The sequence below is a fragment of the Georgenia sp. Marseille-Q6866 genome, from assembly GCF_965111665.1.
On sequence record NZ_CBCOOR010000008.1, the window covers coordinates 118379 to 134523 of the forward strand.

Annotated in this window: 14 protein-coding genes; 3 read left to right on the plus strand and 11 right to left on the minus strand. The window is 72.6% G+C overall.

Annotated elements, in window-relative coordinates:
- Nucleotides 1-26 precede the first annotated feature (26 nt).
- A complete protein-coding gene (locus tag ACWPXV_RS08925; protein ID WP_454084910.1) occupies nucleotides 27-443 on the minus strand; it encodes a VOC family protein in 417 nt (138 codons plus the stop codon).
- Between the two features lie 55 nt (nucleotides 444-498).
- Here ACWPXV_RS08925 and ACWPXV_RS08930 point away from each other — a divergent pair, with 55 nt between their 5' ends.
- Nucleotides 499-1641 carry a hypothetical protein gene (locus tag ACWPXV_RS08930; protein ID WP_454084911.1) on the plus strand — a complete coding sequence of 381 codons (1143 nt, stop codon included), beginning with the start codon at nucleotides 499-501 and terminating at the stop codon, nucleotides 1639-1641.
- A gap of 69 nt (nucleotides 1642-1710) precedes the next feature.
- On the plus strand, nucleotides 1711-2250 hold the full coding sequence (locus tag ACWPXV_RS08935) for a hypothetical protein (protein ID WP_454084912.1): 540 nt from the start codon (nucleotides 1711-1713) through the stop codon (nucleotides 2248-2250).
- A gap of 41 nt (nucleotides 2251-2291) precedes the next feature.
- Here the strand turns inward: ACWPXV_RS08935 and ACWPXV_RS08940 are convergent, their stop codons facing one another.
- The 9 genes from ACWPXV_RS08940 to ACWPXV_RS08980 form a co-directional block, all read right to left on the minus strand.
- On the minus strand, nucleotides 2292-4106 hold the full coding sequence (locus tag ACWPXV_RS08940) for an ABC transporter ATP-binding protein (RefSeq protein WP_454084913.1): 1815 nt from the start codon (nucleotides 4104-4106) through the stop codon (nucleotides 2292-2294).
- 33 nt (nucleotides 4107-4139) lie between these two features.
- On the minus strand, nucleotides 4140-5624 hold the full coding sequence (locus tag ACWPXV_RS08945) for a glycosyltransferase (RefSeq protein ID WP_454084935.1): 1485 nt from the start codon (nucleotides 5622-5624) through the stop codon (nucleotides 4140-4142).
- On the minus strand, nucleotides 5572-6744 hold the full coding sequence (locus tag ACWPXV_RS08950; protein ID WP_454084914.1) for a glycosyltransferase family 4 protein: 1173 nt from the start codon (nucleotides 6742-6744) through the stop codon (nucleotides 5572-5574). The genes ACWPXV_RS08945 and ACWPXV_RS08950 overlap by 53 nt, the downstream gene beginning before the upstream one ends.
- A 57-nt stretch (nucleotides 6745-6801) precedes the next feature.
- On the minus strand, nucleotides 6802-8007 hold the full coding sequence (locus ACWPXV_RS08955) for a CAP domain-containing protein (RefSeq protein ID WP_454084915.1): 1206 nt from the start codon (nucleotides 8005-8007) through the stop codon (nucleotides 6802-6804).
- Nucleotides 8008-8145: 138 nt separating this feature from the next.
- The gene (locus ACWPXV_RS08960) at nucleotides 8146-9147 is read right to left on the minus strand and encodes a sugar phosphate isomerase/epimerase family protein (RefSeq protein ID WP_454084916.1); all 1002 of its coding nucleotides are present in this window, start codon (nucleotides 9145-9147) and stop codon (nucleotides 8146-8148) included.
- Between the two features lie 2 nt (nucleotides 9148-9149).
- A complete protein-coding gene (locus tag ACWPXV_RS08965; protein WP_454084917.1) occupies nucleotides 9150-10328 on the minus strand; it encodes a Gfo/Idh/MocA family protein in 1179 nt (392 codons plus the stop codon).
- Between the two features lie 65 nt (nucleotides 10329-10393).
- Nucleotides 10394-11455, minus strand: coding sequence for a substrate-binding domain-containing protein (locus ACWPXV_RS08970; RefSeq protein WP_454084918.1), 1062 nt, complete (start codon nucleotides 11453-11455; stop codon nucleotides 10394-10396).
- A gap of 56 nt (nucleotides 11456-11511) precedes the next feature.
- A complete protein-coding gene (locus ACWPXV_RS08975) occupies nucleotides 11512-12582 on the minus strand; it encodes an ABC transporter permease (protein WP_454084919.1) in 1071 nt (356 codons plus the stop codon).
- Nucleotides 12579-14099, minus strand: a complete 1521-nt coding sequence (locus ACWPXV_RS08980) for a sugar ABC transporter ATP-binding protein (protein ID WP_454084920.1) — start codon at nucleotides 14097-14099, stop codon at nucleotides 12579-12581. The genes ACWPXV_RS08975 and ACWPXV_RS08980 overlap by 4 nt, the downstream gene beginning before the upstream one ends.
- 107 nt (nucleotides 14100-14206) lie before the next feature.
- On the opposite strand from ACWPXV_RS08980, the gene ACWPXV_RS08985 reads away from it, so the two are divergent.
- Complete coding sequence (locus tag ACWPXV_RS08985) at nucleotides 14207-15421, plus strand: ROK family transcriptional regulator (RefSeq protein WP_454084921.1); 1215 nt, start codon at nucleotides 14207-14209, stop codon at nucleotides 15419-15421.
- Between the two features lie 4 nt (nucleotides 15422-15425).
- On the opposite strand, the gene ACWPXV_RS08990 is transcribed toward ACWPXV_RS08985, so the two are convergent.
- A complete protein-coding gene (locus ACWPXV_RS08990) occupies nucleotides 15426-16085 on the minus strand; it encodes a 3-keto-disaccharide hydrolase (RefSeq protein WP_454084922.1) in 660 nt (219 codons plus the stop codon).
- Between the last annotated feature and the right edge of the window lie 60 nt (nucleotides 16086-16145).

Here is a 16145-nt window from a genome sequence, read left to right on the forward strand (position 1 = left end):
CGACCCGACGTCCCCGGCAGCCACGTCTAGGGCAGCAGCAGCCGCCCGACCGGCCCGGGGTTGTGGGCGACCTCCCACCGGAAGCCGTCCGGGTCGGCGAAGTAGCCGGAGTACCCACCCCACTCGCGGTGCGCGCCCGCGCTCGCCGTGGACGCGCCGGCGGCCCGCGCGGCCGCGAGGACGGCGTCAACCTTCTCGACGGTCGCGACGTTGTGGGCAAGCGTGACCGGCGGGACGCCGTCACAGCGCGCGACGGGACCCACCTCCGCCTCGAAGGCGGCCTCGTTCCACAGCGAGAGCACGACGTGCTCGCCGACCTGCACCATGACGACCTCGCCGGGAACGTCGACGACGGCCGTCCACCCGAGGCCGTCGAGGTAGAAGCGGCGGCTCGCGGCGAGGTCGCGCACCGCCAGGGTGATGACGCTGATCCGTGGTTCCACCGCAGCCCTTCCGTCGGGACGACAGGACCATCGTGGCAGCCGATAGCCTCAGGCCGTGCCCGATCGTCCCCGCGTCCTCGTGGTCTCCTTCTCCCCGATCCACTCCGACGCCCGCGTGCTGCGCCAGCTGTCCGTCGTTGCCCGCCGCGCCCACGTGACGACGATCGGGTACGGGGCGCGCCCGGCCGGCTCCGACGAGCACCTCCGGCTTCCCGACGGCGCCCCCTCCCTGCCCCAGACGCCCCGCGGCGTCGCGCTGCTGGCGGCGCGGCGCTGGCGCACCGCCGAGCTCGCTGCCCCGGCCTCCCAACACGCGCTGCGGCTCGCGGCGGGCGGCCGGTGGGACGCCGTCGTCGCCAACGACGCGCGCGCCCTGCCGGTGGCGCACCGCCTCGCCGCCGGTGCCCCCGTGTGGGCCGACCTGCACGAGTGGGCCCCCGAGGAGCGCAGCCACGTCACCTCCTGGCGGCTGCTCGTCGCCCCGCTCATGGACCACCTGTGCCGCTTCTACCTGCCGCGCTGCGCGGCGACGACGACGGTCGCCGCCTCCATCGCCGACCTCTACGCCGAGCGCTACGGCGTGCGTCCCCAGGTGATGCGCAACGCGGCCCCGTGGGCCGACCTGTCCCCCACCGCCGTCGACGCGCCCACGATCCGGCTCGTCCACTCCGGCGGCGCCATCCCGGGGCGCAGCCTCGAGACGATGCTCGACGTCGTCAGCGAGCTCGGTGCGGGCTGGTCCCTGGACCTGTACCTCATGCCCGGGGGCGACGGCGGACGCTACCTGCGCAGCCTGCAGGAGCGGGCGGCCGGGCTGCCGGCCGTGACCTTCCACGACCCGGTCGCCCCCGAGGCGCTGCCGGCCACGCTCAACCGCTACGACGTCGGCGTCTTCTGGATCCCGCCCTTCAACGCCAACGCCGCCCGCACGCTGCCCAACAAGCTCTTCGACTTCGTCCAGGGGCGCCTGGCGGTGGCGGTGGGACCGAGCCCGGAGATGGCCCGGGTGGTGACCGAGCACGGTCTGGGTGTCGTGGCCGGGAACTTCTCGGCGCAGGCGGCGGCCGCGTCCCTCGCCCGGCTCTCGCGCGAGCAGGTCGCCGGGTTCAAGGCGGCGGCGCACGCGGCGAGCCGGGAGCTGAGCTTCGCGACCGAGGCCGCCGTCGCCGACGGCATCCTCGACCGTCTGCTCGGGTGAGGCCCTGCCCGTGCGCGAGGGTGTGACGCGGCGCACACTGGTTGTCCCGACACGACCTCAGGAGCACCCATGTCTCAGCGCAACACCCTCGCTCGCAGCCTTCACGACGTCGGCCTCGCGGCCTGGTTCGGCGGCTCCCTCATGGGCGCCGTCGGCCTCAACGGTGCCGCGGCCGAGGCACGCGACCCGCGGGAGCGGCTCGAGCTGTCCTCCGCGGGCTGGGCCCGGTGGGCGCCGGTCAACGCGCTCGCCATCGGCGCGCACGCCGTGGGCGGCATCATGCTGCTCGAGGGCAACAAGGCCCGGCTCGCCAAGCAGCCCGAGGTGCAGGCGAACACGACCGTCAAGACCGCGGTGACGCTGGCCGCCATGCTCTCCACCGCCTACAGCGGGGTGCTCGGCGCGAAGGTCGCCAAGCACGCCGACGAGGGCGGGGTGGGGGCCACCGAGCCCCGTCCCGGCGCCTCGCGCAAGCTCAAGCGCGCCCAGCGTCGGCTCCGGCTGGTCCAGTGGGTGACCCCCGCGCTGACCGGGACGGTCGTCGTCCTCTCGGCGCAGCAGGGTGAGCAGCAGCGGCCCTTCGCGGGAGTGCTGCGCGGCATCCGCTGAGCCCGGGGGCCCGCACCGTCGACGGCGCCCGCGGGGACGCCTCAGTCGGCGCGGGAGAGCCCCGCGAGTGCCGCCTGCTCGGCGAAGTCGGGCACCTGCGCGACGACCTCGGCGAAGCTGCCCTGCGCCACGAGCCGGCCGTCACGCAGGAAGAAGACGATGTCGGAGTCGCGGATCGTCGCCAGGCGGTGGGCCACGGTGATGACCGTGACCTCCCCGTGGAGGTCGCGGACGGCCCTGGTGACGGCTGCCTCCGTGGTCGTGTCCAGGGCACTGGTCGCCTCGTCCATGACGAGGACGCGCGGGTCGTTGTACAGCCCGCGGGCGATGCCCAGGCGCTGGCGCTGCCCCCCGGAGAAGGCGAGGCCCCGCTCGCCGATGCGGGCGTCGATGCCGCCCTCGCGCGCCTCGACGGTGTCGAGGAGCTGGGCGCGCTGCAGGGCGCGGCGGACCTTGTCGTCGTCGACCTTCTCCCGCTCCCAGGTGAGGGCGACGTTCTCGGCCACGGTCGCGTCGAAGAGCGAGACGTCCTGCGGGACGTAGCCGATGCGGCGGCGCCAGGAGTCCAGGACGAGCTCGAGCCGCTCCCCGCCCACCTCGAGGTGGCCGCCGGTGGGCTCGAGCAGCCCGAGGAGGATGTCGACCATCGTCGACTTCCCGGCGCCGGAGGACCCGACGAAGGCGACGTGCGCGCCGGCGGGGATGCGCAGGCTCACCCGGTCCAGGGCGGGCGTCTCGGCGCCCGGGTAGGTGAAGGTCACGCCGTCGAGGACGATGTCGGGGTGCTCGGCGGCGAGCTCGTGCTGCGGCCGCTCGGCGGCCCGGCGCTCGAGCAGCGCCTCGGAGCTGTCGATGTCGGCGACCACCTGGCGCGCGTAGGCGGCGTTGGAGTTGACCGTGGACTGGACGGTCTGCATCCGGGTGAGGGAGGGGACGAGCCGGAAGCCGGCGATCCCGAACATGCCGATGGCGGCGACGGCACCCTCCGGGCCACCGATGCCGCTCGCCTCCCCGCTGAGGTAGCCGACGCCGGCGATGAGGGCGAAGCCGATGATGAGCGCGGTCTCCAGGACGTAGCGCGGCACCTGGCCGAGGAAGTTGGCCTCCGCCCGCGCCCGGGAGGAGTGGCCGCGCGTCTCGTGGACCCGGGCCTGGACGTCGGGCGTGCGCCCGGCGAGGGTGACCTCCTTGAGCGCCCCGAGGGCCTCGGACAGCACCCGGACGGTGCGCTGGGACCAGTTGCGGTTCTCCCGGCCGGCGGCGACGGCGCGCGGGGAGATGATCCCGGCGAGCAGCAGCGCGACGAGCGCGAGGTAGACGATCGTGACCGCGGCGATGAGCGGGTCGAAGAGGACGATGGCCACGACGACGGCGAGCATCGTGCCGACCTCGCCGAAGAGCGTCATCGTCGGGATGAGCACCCCGGCGACCGTGACGCCGACCCCGACGTCGACGGTTCGCACGAGCTCGGAGGTGTTCTTCGAGAGCCGGTCGGCCCACGGGGAGGCGAGGTAGGCGGCGAAGAGCCGGTCACCGATCGCCACCTCGTGGCTGGCGAAGCGGCGCGTGGCCACGCGCAGGAGGGCGACGGCGCAGACGCCCTTGAGGACGATGACACCGCACACGGTGACGAGCGCCGTCACCTGGCCGGCCGTCGTCGTGAGGTCACCGATGAGCGGCAGGGAGACCGCGCCGTCGCCCAGGACGGTCTGAAGCATGGTGGCGACGAGGCCGAGCGCGACGAGGTCGAGCAGCGCGAGCGCCGCGGTGAGGATGCCGTAGGTGAGGAGGAAGCGCCGGCTCCCGGGCGGGAGCACCCTGAGCAGCGGGCGGACGATGCTCAGGACGTTCTTCACCCTGGGGAGTCTACGGGCGGGCGTCGCGGCCACTCACCGGAGCACCCGGCGGTACAGGGCCAGGAGCGCCTCCTCCTCGTGCTGCCACGTCAGCTCGCTCGCCGCCGCGCGGGCCGCGCGCCGGTAGGCGTCCGGGCCGGCGAGGATCCGGGTGATCGTCGCGGCCATGGCGACGGCCTCGGCGTCGGTGGACGACGGCGGGACCTCGCCGTCGTCGTCGGGGCGCGCGAGGCCGAAGATCTCCCCGACGCCGTAGCGCTCGACGACCTCGCGGGTGTCGGGCAGGTCCGCGGCCGCGATGGGCAGGCCCGCGTGGATCGCCTCGAAGAGCTTGTTCGGCAGGGAGTACTCGTAGGACAGGCAGGTGGGGCGGACGAAGACGACCGAGAGGTCGGCGTCCGCGAGCGCGCCGGCGACCTCGTGCGGGGCGACCTTGCCGACCAGGTGCACCCGGTCGCGCACCCCGGCCTCCTCGATGCGGCGGTCGAGCTGGGCCAGGTAGCCGGGGTCGCCGTAGCCGAGGACGACGAGGTGGACGTGGCCGGGCAGCAGCGCGAGCGCCGCGATCGTCTCCTCCAGCCCGCGGCTCGTCGTGATGCGCCCACCGTAGGCGATGACCTGGTCGGTCGGGGCGAGACCCGCAAGCTGCCGCAGCCGGCCGCTCGCCGGGTCGGTCGGCTCCCCCGCGGCCGGGATGTTGCGCACCAGCGTGGGCAGCTCGCGCAGCCGGTAGGTGCGCTGCAGCCAGCGCGCGATCGACGGGGAGACGGTGATGACGCCGTCGGCCCGGCGGATGACGACGCGCTCGGTCAGGGCCTCGACGTGCTTTCCGACCGGCCGGTCGCGGACGTTGCGGTGGCGCCACAGCTCGTGGGCGTCGTAGACGAGGGCGGCCCCGGTGCGCCGGGCGATGAGACGGCCCGGCACGAGGGTGTTGCCGTCGTTCGCGTGGACGACGTCGGGCAGGCGGCGGCGTCCTCGCGCGCGGCCATCGTCCAGTAGTGGACGAGGATCGCCGTGCGGGCGAGCCGGTCCACCGGGTCGAGCGCCTTGGCGAGCACGGCGCCCCGCACCGCCGGCCGCGGCGACGGCGCCGGAGGAATCCGGCTCTCGGCGGGAGGGGTGGCGGCGGGAGGGGTGGCGGCGCTTGCCCCGGACGTGGGCGTCCCGCCCGTCCTCTTCCTCGCCGAGAGCTGAGCTCTTGCTCGGGCCAGGGTGCGCTTGAGGCGCGGGACCCAGGTGATGAAGCCGGGCTCGGGGACGCGGACGAGCTCGACGCCGTCGGGCAGGCGCTCGGTGGTGGGAGGGAAGCCGAGGTGGGCGCGGGCGACGGCGAGGATCGTCACCTCGGCGCCCGCCTCCCGCAGGGAGTGCGCGGTCTTGAGGACGCGCGAGTCGGCGTGGGCGTCGTTGTAGACGAGCATCGCCACGCGGGTGGCGCGTCCGTCGGGCCGGGGAAGCTCGGTCACCGCGGTCTCCTCGCTGCCTTCTCGACGACGTCGACCGCGCGGCGGGCAGCGGCCGCGGCGGAGACGTGGGCGGCGGCCCAGGCGGCGCGCCGCCGGCGCTCGGGGGACGACGGCGCGGAGTCGCCGCCGGCGTCGTCGAGGGCGGCGACCATGGCGGCGGCGACGGCCTCGACGTCGTGCTCGACGACCTGGCCGAGCCGCCCCTCGGCGACGAGCTCGCGCGCGGGCCCGACCCCGGCGAAGAGCACCGGCGTCCCGCAGGCGGCCGCGGCGTAGAGCTTGGAGGGGAAGGCGAAGGCGTAGGCCCCGGCCAGCACGGAGGCGAGGGACGCCCGGGCGCCGCGGATCCAGCGTGCGACCTCCTCCGGCGGCATCCGCGGCAGGAAGGTCACCGCGCCGGGCGCCAGCTCCTCGGCTTGGCGGCGCATGGCCGCGACGTCGCTGCCCTGCCCGATGAGGACGAGCGAGGCGTCGGGCCGCTGGGCGACCACCCGCCCCATGGCACGGGTGAAGACGTCGGCGCCGTGCACCTCCGAGGCGGTGCCGGTGTAGACGAGGTAGGGGCGCCCGCGCTCCTCGGCCGGGCCGTCGGGGCGGAAGACGGTGGTGTCCACCCCGTTGCCGACGACCTCTGCCTGCGCCCCGAGGGCCTGCACCCGCTCGAGGACGCCGGTGGACGTCGCGAGGACCGCACGCGCCGAGCGCAGGACGACGCGCTCGAGCCCGCGCAGCACGGTGGCGACGAAGCCGGGCATGCCGGCGGTGACGACCGCGTCGGACCACACGTCGGCCGCGTAGTAGACGACCGGCACCCGCCGCAGCCGGGAGACGACGGCGCAGACGAGTCCCGTCGTCGGCGGCGGCTCGACGACGACGACGTCGGGCCGCCGGGTCGTCAGCAGCCGCAGCGCGAGGGGCAGGTCGAAGCTGAGGTACTGGACGTAGCCGCGGACGTACCCGTCACGGTCCCGGAGCACCGGGCGCCGCAGCACCCGGACGCCCGGGGGCGGCACGTAGGTGGCGTCGTCGGGGGTCGTCGTCGTGAGGACGGTGACCCGGTGGCCGGCGGCGGCCAGCTCCCGCACGAGGGCGCCCAGACGCAGCGAGGCGGCGGCCGGCTCGGGGGCGAAGATCCGGGTGGCGACGACGACGTGCAGCGACCTGTCCACGCGCGCTCCGTCCACGGTGCCCACCCTAGCCGCGCCCGGCCGCACCCCCCCGCGGCGTCAGGAGCAGGCGCGGGAGAAGCGCTGGGTGTTGTAGGCGTAGCTGCCCGACTCCACCGAGCCGGTGGCGACGTAGCGGTACTCGGGGTTGAGGATGCCGCTGCGGTGGACCTCGGAGCTCATGTACCAGTCCATCGCGGCGCGCGGGTCGGGGCTCTCACCGCGTTGCTGCCAGGTCCGCACGATGTGCTCCGACGCCGGCGTGCAGCCGGCCGCTCGCGCCTCGGAGCTGATCGTCTCCCACGCGGCGTGCTGGATGCGGCCCAGCTTCACCATCGCCTGGGACTGGCGCACGGCGGCCGCGCGCAGCTGCGGCCAGGCGCGGACCGGGCCGATGCCGCGGGAGAGCCGCTCGGCGTTGATCATCTCGATCATCCGCTCGTCGTACTCCTGCATGCTCCCCACGGGCGGCGCGCTCGGGTAGGCCTCGGTGCTGCGCAGGCCGATCGTGTCGGTGCCGTTGCCGTCCCAGTCCCCGACGAGGACGGCGTCCGTCTCGCGGCCGAAGGCCATGACGGTGTCCGCGTCGCCCCCGCGGATGGCGTTCTTGATGTGGAAGACGTCGCCGCGGCGGATGCCGAGCGTGTCGCCCCGCCTGCCGTCCCAGTCGCCGACGAGGACCTCGTCCTCGGCGCGGCCGTAGGTGACGACGGAGTCCGCGTCGCCGCCGCTGATCGTGTTCTTCAGGTGGTAGACGTTGCCGCGGCGCACCCCGAGGGTGTCGACGCCGTCACCGTCCCAGTCACCGATGAGGACGTCGTCGTCGCGGCGGCCGTAGGTGATGACCTCGTCGGCGTCCCCGCCCCGCAGGCTGTTCTTCACGTGGTAGACGTTGCCGCGGCGCACGACGGGGGTGTCGACGCCGTCGCCGTCCCAGTCGCCCATGAGGACGTCGTCGCCCGTCCGGCCGTAGGTGACGACGGCGTCGGCCTGGCCGCCGGAGAGGCTGTTGCGGAAGTGGTAGGTCGCCCCGCGGCGCACGGCGAGGGTGTCGGTGCCGCGTCCGTTCCAGTTGCCGACGTAGACGCGGTCGTCGTCGCGGCCGTAGACGAAGGACAGGTGGGTGATCCCCGCCCAGCCGTTGGTCACGTGGTAGCGGTCGCCCTCGCCCTCGATCTCGGCGCCCTTGCCGGCGGCGGGTGCGGCCGTCGTGAGCAGGGCCAGCGCGAGGCCGGCAGCGACTGCGGTGCGGCGTCGTGTCGCCATGTCGTTCCCCCTGGAGGTTCGTCGTCGACTGTCTACGGTAGGTCCGTGACCGGAGCGTGACAATTTGACCTTGACCACAGCGGGACGTGCGCACGGGACAGCCCGCGCCGATCGACTCGGCGCGGGCTGTCCCGACGGTCAGCGCGTGGAGAAGGCGGCGTCGAAGGCCGCCTCGCTGGGCTTGAACGAGAGCTTGCGGACGAACTCGAGGGCCTCGGGCGCACCGATGAGGCGGTCCATCCCGGCGTCCTCCCACTCGACCGAGAGCGGGCCCTCGTAGCCGATGTGGTTGAGCATGCGGAAGGCGTCCTCCCACGGCACGTCACCGCGGCCGGTGCTGATAAAGTCCCAGCCCCGGCGCGGGTCGGCCCACGGCAGGTGGGAGCCCAGGCGGCCGTTGCGGCCGTTGAGCCGGCGCTTGGAGTCCTTGCAGTGGACGTGGAAGATCTTGTCCCGGAAGTCGAGGAGGAAGGCGACCGGGTCCAGGTCCTGCCAGGTGAAGTGGCTGGGGTCCCAGTTGAGCCCGAAGGCGTCCCGGTGGCCGATGGCCTCGAGGGTGCGCTGGGTGGTCCAGTAGTCGTAGGCGATCTCGGAGGGGTGCGGCTCGAGCGCGAAGCGCACGCCGACCTCGTCGAAGACGTCGAGGATCGGGTTCCAGCGGTCGGCGAAGTCGCGGTAGCCGGCCTCGACCATCTCCTCCGAGGCGGGCGGGAACATCGCGACGTACTTCCAGATGGACGAGCCGGTGAAGCCGGTGACCGTCTTGACGCCGAGGCGGGCGGCCGCACGGGCCGTCACCTTGAGCTCCTCGGCGGCGCGCTGGCGCACGCCCTCGGGCTCGCCGTCGCCCCAGATCCGGTCCGGGAGGATGTCGCGGTGGCGCTGGTCGATCGGGTCGTCGCAGACCGCCTGGCCCTTGAGGTGGTTGGAGATCGCGTAGACCTTGAGGCCGTTCTTCTCCAGGATGTCGAGCCGGTTCTGGACGTAGGCGTCGTCCTCGGCGGCCTTCCACGGGTCGAGGTGGTCGCCCCACGAGGCGATCTCCAGGCCGTCGTAGCCCCACTCGCCGGCGAGCCGGGCCACCTCCTCGAAGGGCAGGTCGGCCCACTGGCCGGTGAAGAGAGTGATCGGTCGGGCCATGGTCAGTCTCCAATCTCCGTGTAGGTGCTGTGCTCCGCGCTGGACCGCTCGATCGCGTCGAGCACACGCTGGACGTGCAGGCCGTCCTCGAACGAGGGCGTCGGGTCCTCGCCGGCACCGAGCGCCCGGACGAGGTCCACGGCCTGGTGGACGAAGCCGTGCTCGTACCCGAGGCCGTGGCCCGCGGGCCACCAAGCCTCGATGTAGGGGTGCTCCGGCTCGGTGACGAGGATCCGCCGGAAGCCGGCGGTCGCGGCCGGCTCCGTGGCGTCGTAGTAGTGGAGGACGTTCATGTCCTCGAAGTCGAAGGCGAGGGACCCGGTCGAGCCGTTGACCTCGATGCGGATGGCGTTCTTGCGGCCCCAGGCGAATCGCGTCGCCTCGAGGACCGCGGGCGCGCCGCTCGAGAGGCGGCCGAGGAACAAGGCGGCGTCGTCGACGGTGACGGGGCCACGCTCGGTGCCACCGGTGCCGTGCAGGCCGCTGAAGCTCTCGGCGACCGGCCGCTCGGTGACGAAGGTGTCGAGCATGCCCGCCACCCCGGCGATCCGCTGCCCGGTGACGAACTGGGTGAGGTCGATGATGTGGGCGCCGATGTCACCGAGCGCCCCGGAACCGGCCTTCTCCTTGTCGAGGCGCCAGGACAGCGGCGCGTCGGCGTCGGCGAGCCAGTCCTGGAGGTACTGGGCGCGGACCTGGCGGACCTCACCGATACGCCCCTCGGCGACCATCTCCTGCGCGAGCCGGACGGCCGGCACCCTCCGGTAGGTGAAGCCCACCATCGAGCGGACCCCGCGGCCACGGGCGGCGCTCGCCGCGGCGGCCATGGTCTCGGCCTCGGCGACCGTGTTGGCCATCGGCTTCTCGACGAGGACGTGCTTGCCGGCCTCGAGCGCGGCCACCGCGATCTCGGCGTGCGTGTCGCCCGGTGTGCAGATGTCGACGACGTCGACGTCGTCACGTTCGATCGCCCGGCGCCAGTCGGTCTCCACGGCGTCCCACCCGAGCTGGCGGGCGGCGCTCGTCGCGCGCTGCTCGTCCCGCCCCACGAGGACCGCCATGTGCGGCTCGAGCGGGAGGTCGAAGAAGCGGTGCGCGTTGCGCCACGCCTGGGAGTGGGCACGGCCCATGAAGGCGTACCCGATCATCGCCACACCGATCCGTGGCCTGTCCTCGCTCATCTTGCTCCTTCAGATGTGGGACCGGGGGCGCCGGACCAGCCGGCGCCCCCGGACCCTCGGGTGACTCAGGACTCGAAGGCCGAGTCGATGTACTGGTCGACGTTGTCCGTGGTCACGACGGGGGCGTAGAGCTGGACGAGGCGGGGGACCTCGACCTGGACGAGGTCGCTCACACCCTTGCCCTGGGCGAGCAGGCGGGCGAGGCGGATGCCGTCGGCCGCCTGGCTGGCCGGGTAGATGACCGTGGCCTCGACGACGGAGTCGCCGGACTGGATCTCCTCCATCATGTTCTTCGACCCGGCGCCGCCGACGAGGAAGAACTCGTCACGGCCGGCGTTCTCGATGGCGGCGAGGACGCCGACGCCCTGGTCGTCGTCGTGGTTCCAGATGGCGTCGATCTGCGGCGCGGCCTGGAGGAGGTTCGCGGTGGCGGACTCCCCGCCCTGGACGGTGAAGTCACCGGCCACGCGGTTGGACACCTCGAGCCCGCAGCCACCGAGCGCGTCGGCGAAGCCCTGGCTGCGGCTCTGGGTCAGCGGCAGGTTGTCGATACCGGCGATCTCGGCGATGACGGCGTCCGGCTGGTCACCGAGCTGCTCGCAGATGTACTCACCAGCGCTGACACCCATGCCGTAGTTGTCACCAAGGACCGTGACACGCGCGGCGTTCGGGTCGGAGAACTCGCGGTCGACGTTGATGACGGGGATCCCGGCCGCCATCGCCTCGAGGGCGATGTCGGTGAGGGCGGCACCGTCGAAAGGCAGGAGCACGATGGCGTCGACGCCCTCGTTGATGAAGGTCTCCATCTGGCTGATCTGGAGCGCGACGTCGTTGGTGCCCTCGGCGAGGCGCAGCTCGACGTCCTCGTACTTCTCGGCCTCGGCCACGGCCTGGGAGGTGATGGCACCCATCCAGCCGTGGTCGGCGGCGGGGGCGGAGAAACCGATGGTGACGGTCTCACCCGGCTCGTCGTTGCTCGAGCCGGCGTTGGAGCCGGCGTCGGTGGTCGAGCCACCGTTGTCGGTCTCCTCCGGCTCCTCGGTGTTGCCGGTGCAGCCGGCGAGGAGCAGGGCGGCGGAGACGCCTGCGGCGACCGCGAAGCGGCGGCGCGTGGTACGTGCGGACATGGGTGGTTCCTCCTTGAACGGGTACTGCTGACAGGGATGGGAAGGGGTTTGGGGGGCTATTTGGTCCCGCGGTTGGCGAGACGCTGCTGCAGAAGGACGGCACCGACGATGATGGCGCCCTTGGAGACCTGCTGAACGGACGTGGACAGGTTGTTGAGGATGAAGACGTTGGTGAGCGTGGAGAAGATGAGCACACCGAGCACCGTGCCGACGATCGTGCCGCGCCCGCCGATGAGGAGCGTGCCACCGACGACGACGGCAGCGATCGCGTCCAGCTCGAGGAGGTACCCGTGGGTCGAGGTGCCCGCCCCGGTGCGGCCGAGCATGGTGACCGCAGCGATGCCGGCAGTGAGGCCGGCGATGGCGAAGAGGTACATCGTGTGCCGCTGGACGTTGATACCAGCGAGCCGGGCGGCCTCGGGGTTGCCGCCGACGGCGATGGTGCGGCGGCCGAAGGTCGTGCGGTTGAGCACGATCCAGCCGAGGATCGCGACGAGGACGAACATCCACACGGTGATGCGCAGGCCGAGGAAGCTGCCGCCGAAGAAGTCCTTGAAGGGCTGGATGTCGAGGAGCTGGGTCTGGCGCCCGGAGATGATCTCGGCCAGGCCGCGAGCCGCGACGAGCATGGCGAGGGTCGCGATGAACGACACGACCTTGCCGTAGGCGACCACCACGCCGTTGACCACGCCGGCCGCCGTGCCGACGATCATCGCGGTGAGGGCGATGAGGAGCCAGTGCGTGTCCTCCGCCATCGACTGGGTGGCGAGGGTGGTTGCCCAGACCGTGGCGAGGCCGAGGACCGAGCCGACGGACAGGTCGATGCCGCCACCGGTGATGACGAAGGTCATCCCGATGCTGACGATACCGGTGGTGGCGGCGAGCGCCAGGATCGTGGCGAGGTTGGAGGTGTCGGCGAAGCGCTCGGGGGCCGTGACGAAGCCCGCGACGCACAGCAGGACGAGCGCGACGACCAGGCCGAGGTTGCGCGTGACTCCCGTGCCGCGCCCACCTCGAGCGGCGGGCTTCGCGCCACCGCCGTCCGGGACGAGGTCGCGGTTGGTGGGCGGCAGGGCTGCGGAGCTGCCCGCAGCGGCGGAGGTGCCTGCCGCAGTGTTCTCACTCATGCGTGAGTTCCTTCCATGACGAGGTCGAGCACACCGTGCTCGTCGATCTGGTCTGCGGGGCCCTGGTGGACCACGCGGCCTTCGGCAACCACGAGGACGTCGTCGGCCAGGCCGAGGACCTCCTCGATCTCGCTGGAGACCATGAGCACCGCAGCCCCGCGGGCAGCGAGCCGTCGGATGAGGGAGTAGATCTCGGCGCGCGCACCGACGTCGACGCCGCGGGTGGGCTCGTCGAGCACGAGCACGTCGCAGCCGTGGACGAGCCAGCGCGCGAGCATGGCCTTCTGCTGGTTACCGCCTGAGAGCGTGCGGATGTGCCGCTCCCCGTCCGCCGGAGCGACCTGCAGGTCCTTGATCTGCTCCTTGGCCGCGCGGCGCTCGGCGCGCTCGTTGAGGAAGCCCGCACGGGCGAAGCGCGCGAAGGTGGACAGGGTGATGTTGCGGTAGACCGGCTCGTCGAGCAGGAGGCCCTGGCTCTTGCGCTCCTCGGGCGCGAGCCCGATGCCGGCGTCGACGGCAGCGGTCACGGACCCCGGCTTGAGCTTCTTGCCCTTGACCCGGACGGTGCCGCCCGTGGCCTTGCGCGCGCCGTACACGGTCTCGATGATCTCCGAGCGACCGGCGCCGACGAGCCCGGCGAGCCCGACGATCTGGCCGGCCTTGACCGTGAAGCTCACGTCCTCGAATACTCCGGCGAGGGCCAGGTTCTCCACCTCGAGCAGGGCGTCGCCGCGCTCGTGGGTGCCCGGTCCGCCACCGAAGTCCCCGGTGACGGTGCGCCCCGTCATGAGCCTGATGAGGTCCGCGGTGGGGGTGTCGGCGACGGCGAGGTTCTCGGCGACCGTGCGTCCGTCCTTGAGGACGGTGATGCGGTCCCCGATCTGGCGGATCTCCTCGAGGCGGTGGGAGATGTAGATGACCGCGACGCCGTCGGCCTGGAGGGCACGGACGACGCGGAAGAGGTTGTCGACCTCCTCGGGGTCCAGGACGGCGGACGGCTCGTCCATGACGATGACGCGCGCGTTGTGCGACAGCGCCCGGGCCATGGACACGACCTGCTTGCCGGCCGCCGACAGGCGCCCGACCTCGCGGCTCGGGGAGATCTCCTCGTGGCCGAGGCGCTTGAGCAGCTCTCGGGTGCGCTTGTGCGCCTCGGACTGCTTGAGCACGCCACCGCGCGACAGCTCGTGCCCCAGGAAGATGTTCTCGGCGACGCTCAGGCCGTCGACGACGTCGAGCTCCTGGTACATCGTGGCGATGCCGAGCTCGATTGCCGCGGTCGGCGAGCCGATCGTGACGACCTCGCCGTTCCACCGGATCTCTCCGGAGTTCGGCTGGTGCGCGCCGGCGAGGACCTTGATGAGGGTCGACTTGCCTGCGCCGTTCTGGCCCAGGAGGCAGTGCACCTCGCCGGCGCGGACCTCGAGGTCCACGCCGTCGAGTGCCTTGGCGCCGGGGAAGTGCTTGACGATGTCGGTGAGCTGGAGCAGCTGTGCTGGGGGGTCTGCTGTGACCATGGCGACACTGTAGGGGTTCATTCTGGAGTCCGTCAATCAAAAGTCGGGCAGGTGGGAGATAGTTACGTGAGCGTGACCTGTCGAAGCATCAGTGGTTTACTCGTCGCATGGTCATACTTCCGACAGGCCTCGAGGAACGAGGTGACGTCCGACGAGAGGCCGACCCGAGGTCGGCAGGCACGCTGTTCCAGCTGATTCGGGACGGGCGGCCCCGCACCCGCGCGGACCTCGCCGCCGTCACCGGCTTCGCGCGCCCAACGGTGGCCGCGCGCATCGACGAGCTGCTCAGCTCCGGCCTCATCGTCCCAGCGGGCGAGGCGTCCTCGACGGGCGGTCGCCCGCCCGCCACCTTCGCCTTCAACCCGGGTGCGCGCATCATCCTGGCGGCCGACCTCGGCGTGAGTCACGGCCGTCTGGCGATCACCGACCTCGCCTCGGAGGTCCTGAGCGAGCGGTCGCTGGAGATCGCCATCGCCGACGGACCCGCAGTGGTCCTGGACGCCGTGACGACGGCGCTGTGCGAGATGGTCGAGGAGCTCGGCCGACCGGTGTCCGACGTCGCCGGCGTGGGCATCGGCCTGCCGGGTCCGGTCGAGCACCGTCTCGGCCGCGCGATCAGCCCGCCGATCATGCCGGGCTGGGACGGCTTCGACGTCCCGGGCCACGTGGCGAAGACACTGCCGACGCCGGTGCTCGTCGACAACGACGTCAACATCATGGCGCTCGGCGAGCACGCGGCGCGGTGGCAGGACGTCAAGGACCTCGTCTTCATCAAGATCGCCACGGGCATCGGCGCGGGGATCATCTCCGACGGCGAGCTGCGGCGTGGAGCACTGGGTGCCGCCGGCGACCTCGGCCACATCGCCGTGCCACGCGGCCGTCAGATCCCCTGCCGCTGCGGCAACGTCGGTTGCCTGGAGGCGCTGGCGAGCGGTCTGGCCGTGGTGGAGTCGCTGCGCGCCCAGGGCGTCGACATCGAGCGCACCGCGCAGATCGTCGACCTCGTCCGGTCGGGGAACATCACGGCCAGCCAGACCGTGCGTCAGGCGGGCCGCGACATCGGCGACGTCGTCGCCGGGTGCGTCAACCTCCTCAACCCGTCGGTCATCGTCATCGGCGGGATCGTCTCGGAGGTCGGCGAGCACCTGCTCGCCGGCATCCGGGAGGTCGTCTACAGCCGGTCGCTGCCGCTGGCCACGCAGCACCTGCGCATCGTCGCCTCGCAGACCCAGGGTCGCGCCGGCGTCCTCGGCGCCTCGCAGATGGTCTCCCAGCAGGTGCTCTCGGCGCCGGCGATCGACCAGCTCCTCATGAGGTCCTGAGACCTCAGCGGTCCACGAGCTCGGCGACAGAGATGTCGCGGAAGTACACATCATCGTCCTCACCGTGGTTCTGGAGGCCGACGTGACCGGACAGGTCACCGTCGGAGCGGTCTGAGTCAAAGCTGGTGACGAGCACACCGTTGAGGTGGACCGTGACGGTCCGTCCCTCGACGGTGATCTCGTAGGTGTTCCACTCCCCCGGTGGTTCGAGCGCCCGTGCGACGGCCGCGCCGTCGGCGCCCTGGTGGAGGTAGATCGCGCCGGTGGTGCGGTCGGGGGCGTCCGTGGCGTCGATCTGGATCTCGTAGCCCTCGTTCACCGCCACCCAGGGGTCGTCGCCCGGCTCGGGGAAGCCGATGAAGACCCCGGAGTTGTCGTCCCCTGCCACCTTCCAGTCGAGCCTGAGGCGGTAGTCCGCGAGCTCCTCGGGGAACCACAGCAGGCCCATCCCACCGACGGTGCGGAGAGAGCAGTCCTCCTGCAGCTCGAAGCTGCCCGGGCCTGCCATGCGCCAGCCGTCCAGGCTCTTCCGGGTGCCGTCGAAGAGGGCTCGGTAGCCCTCCTCGACCGGCGGGCATGCCCGGTCGGGCGGGTCCGGGGAGGTGCAGCCCGCCGCCAGTGCAAGAGCGCCGACGACGGCGGCCGTGCACGTGCGAGACGACATCTGCGGTCCACACCTCCCCGTCCGGTACCGGTGGCCGGGCCTCCGAGGAGGCCCGGCCAC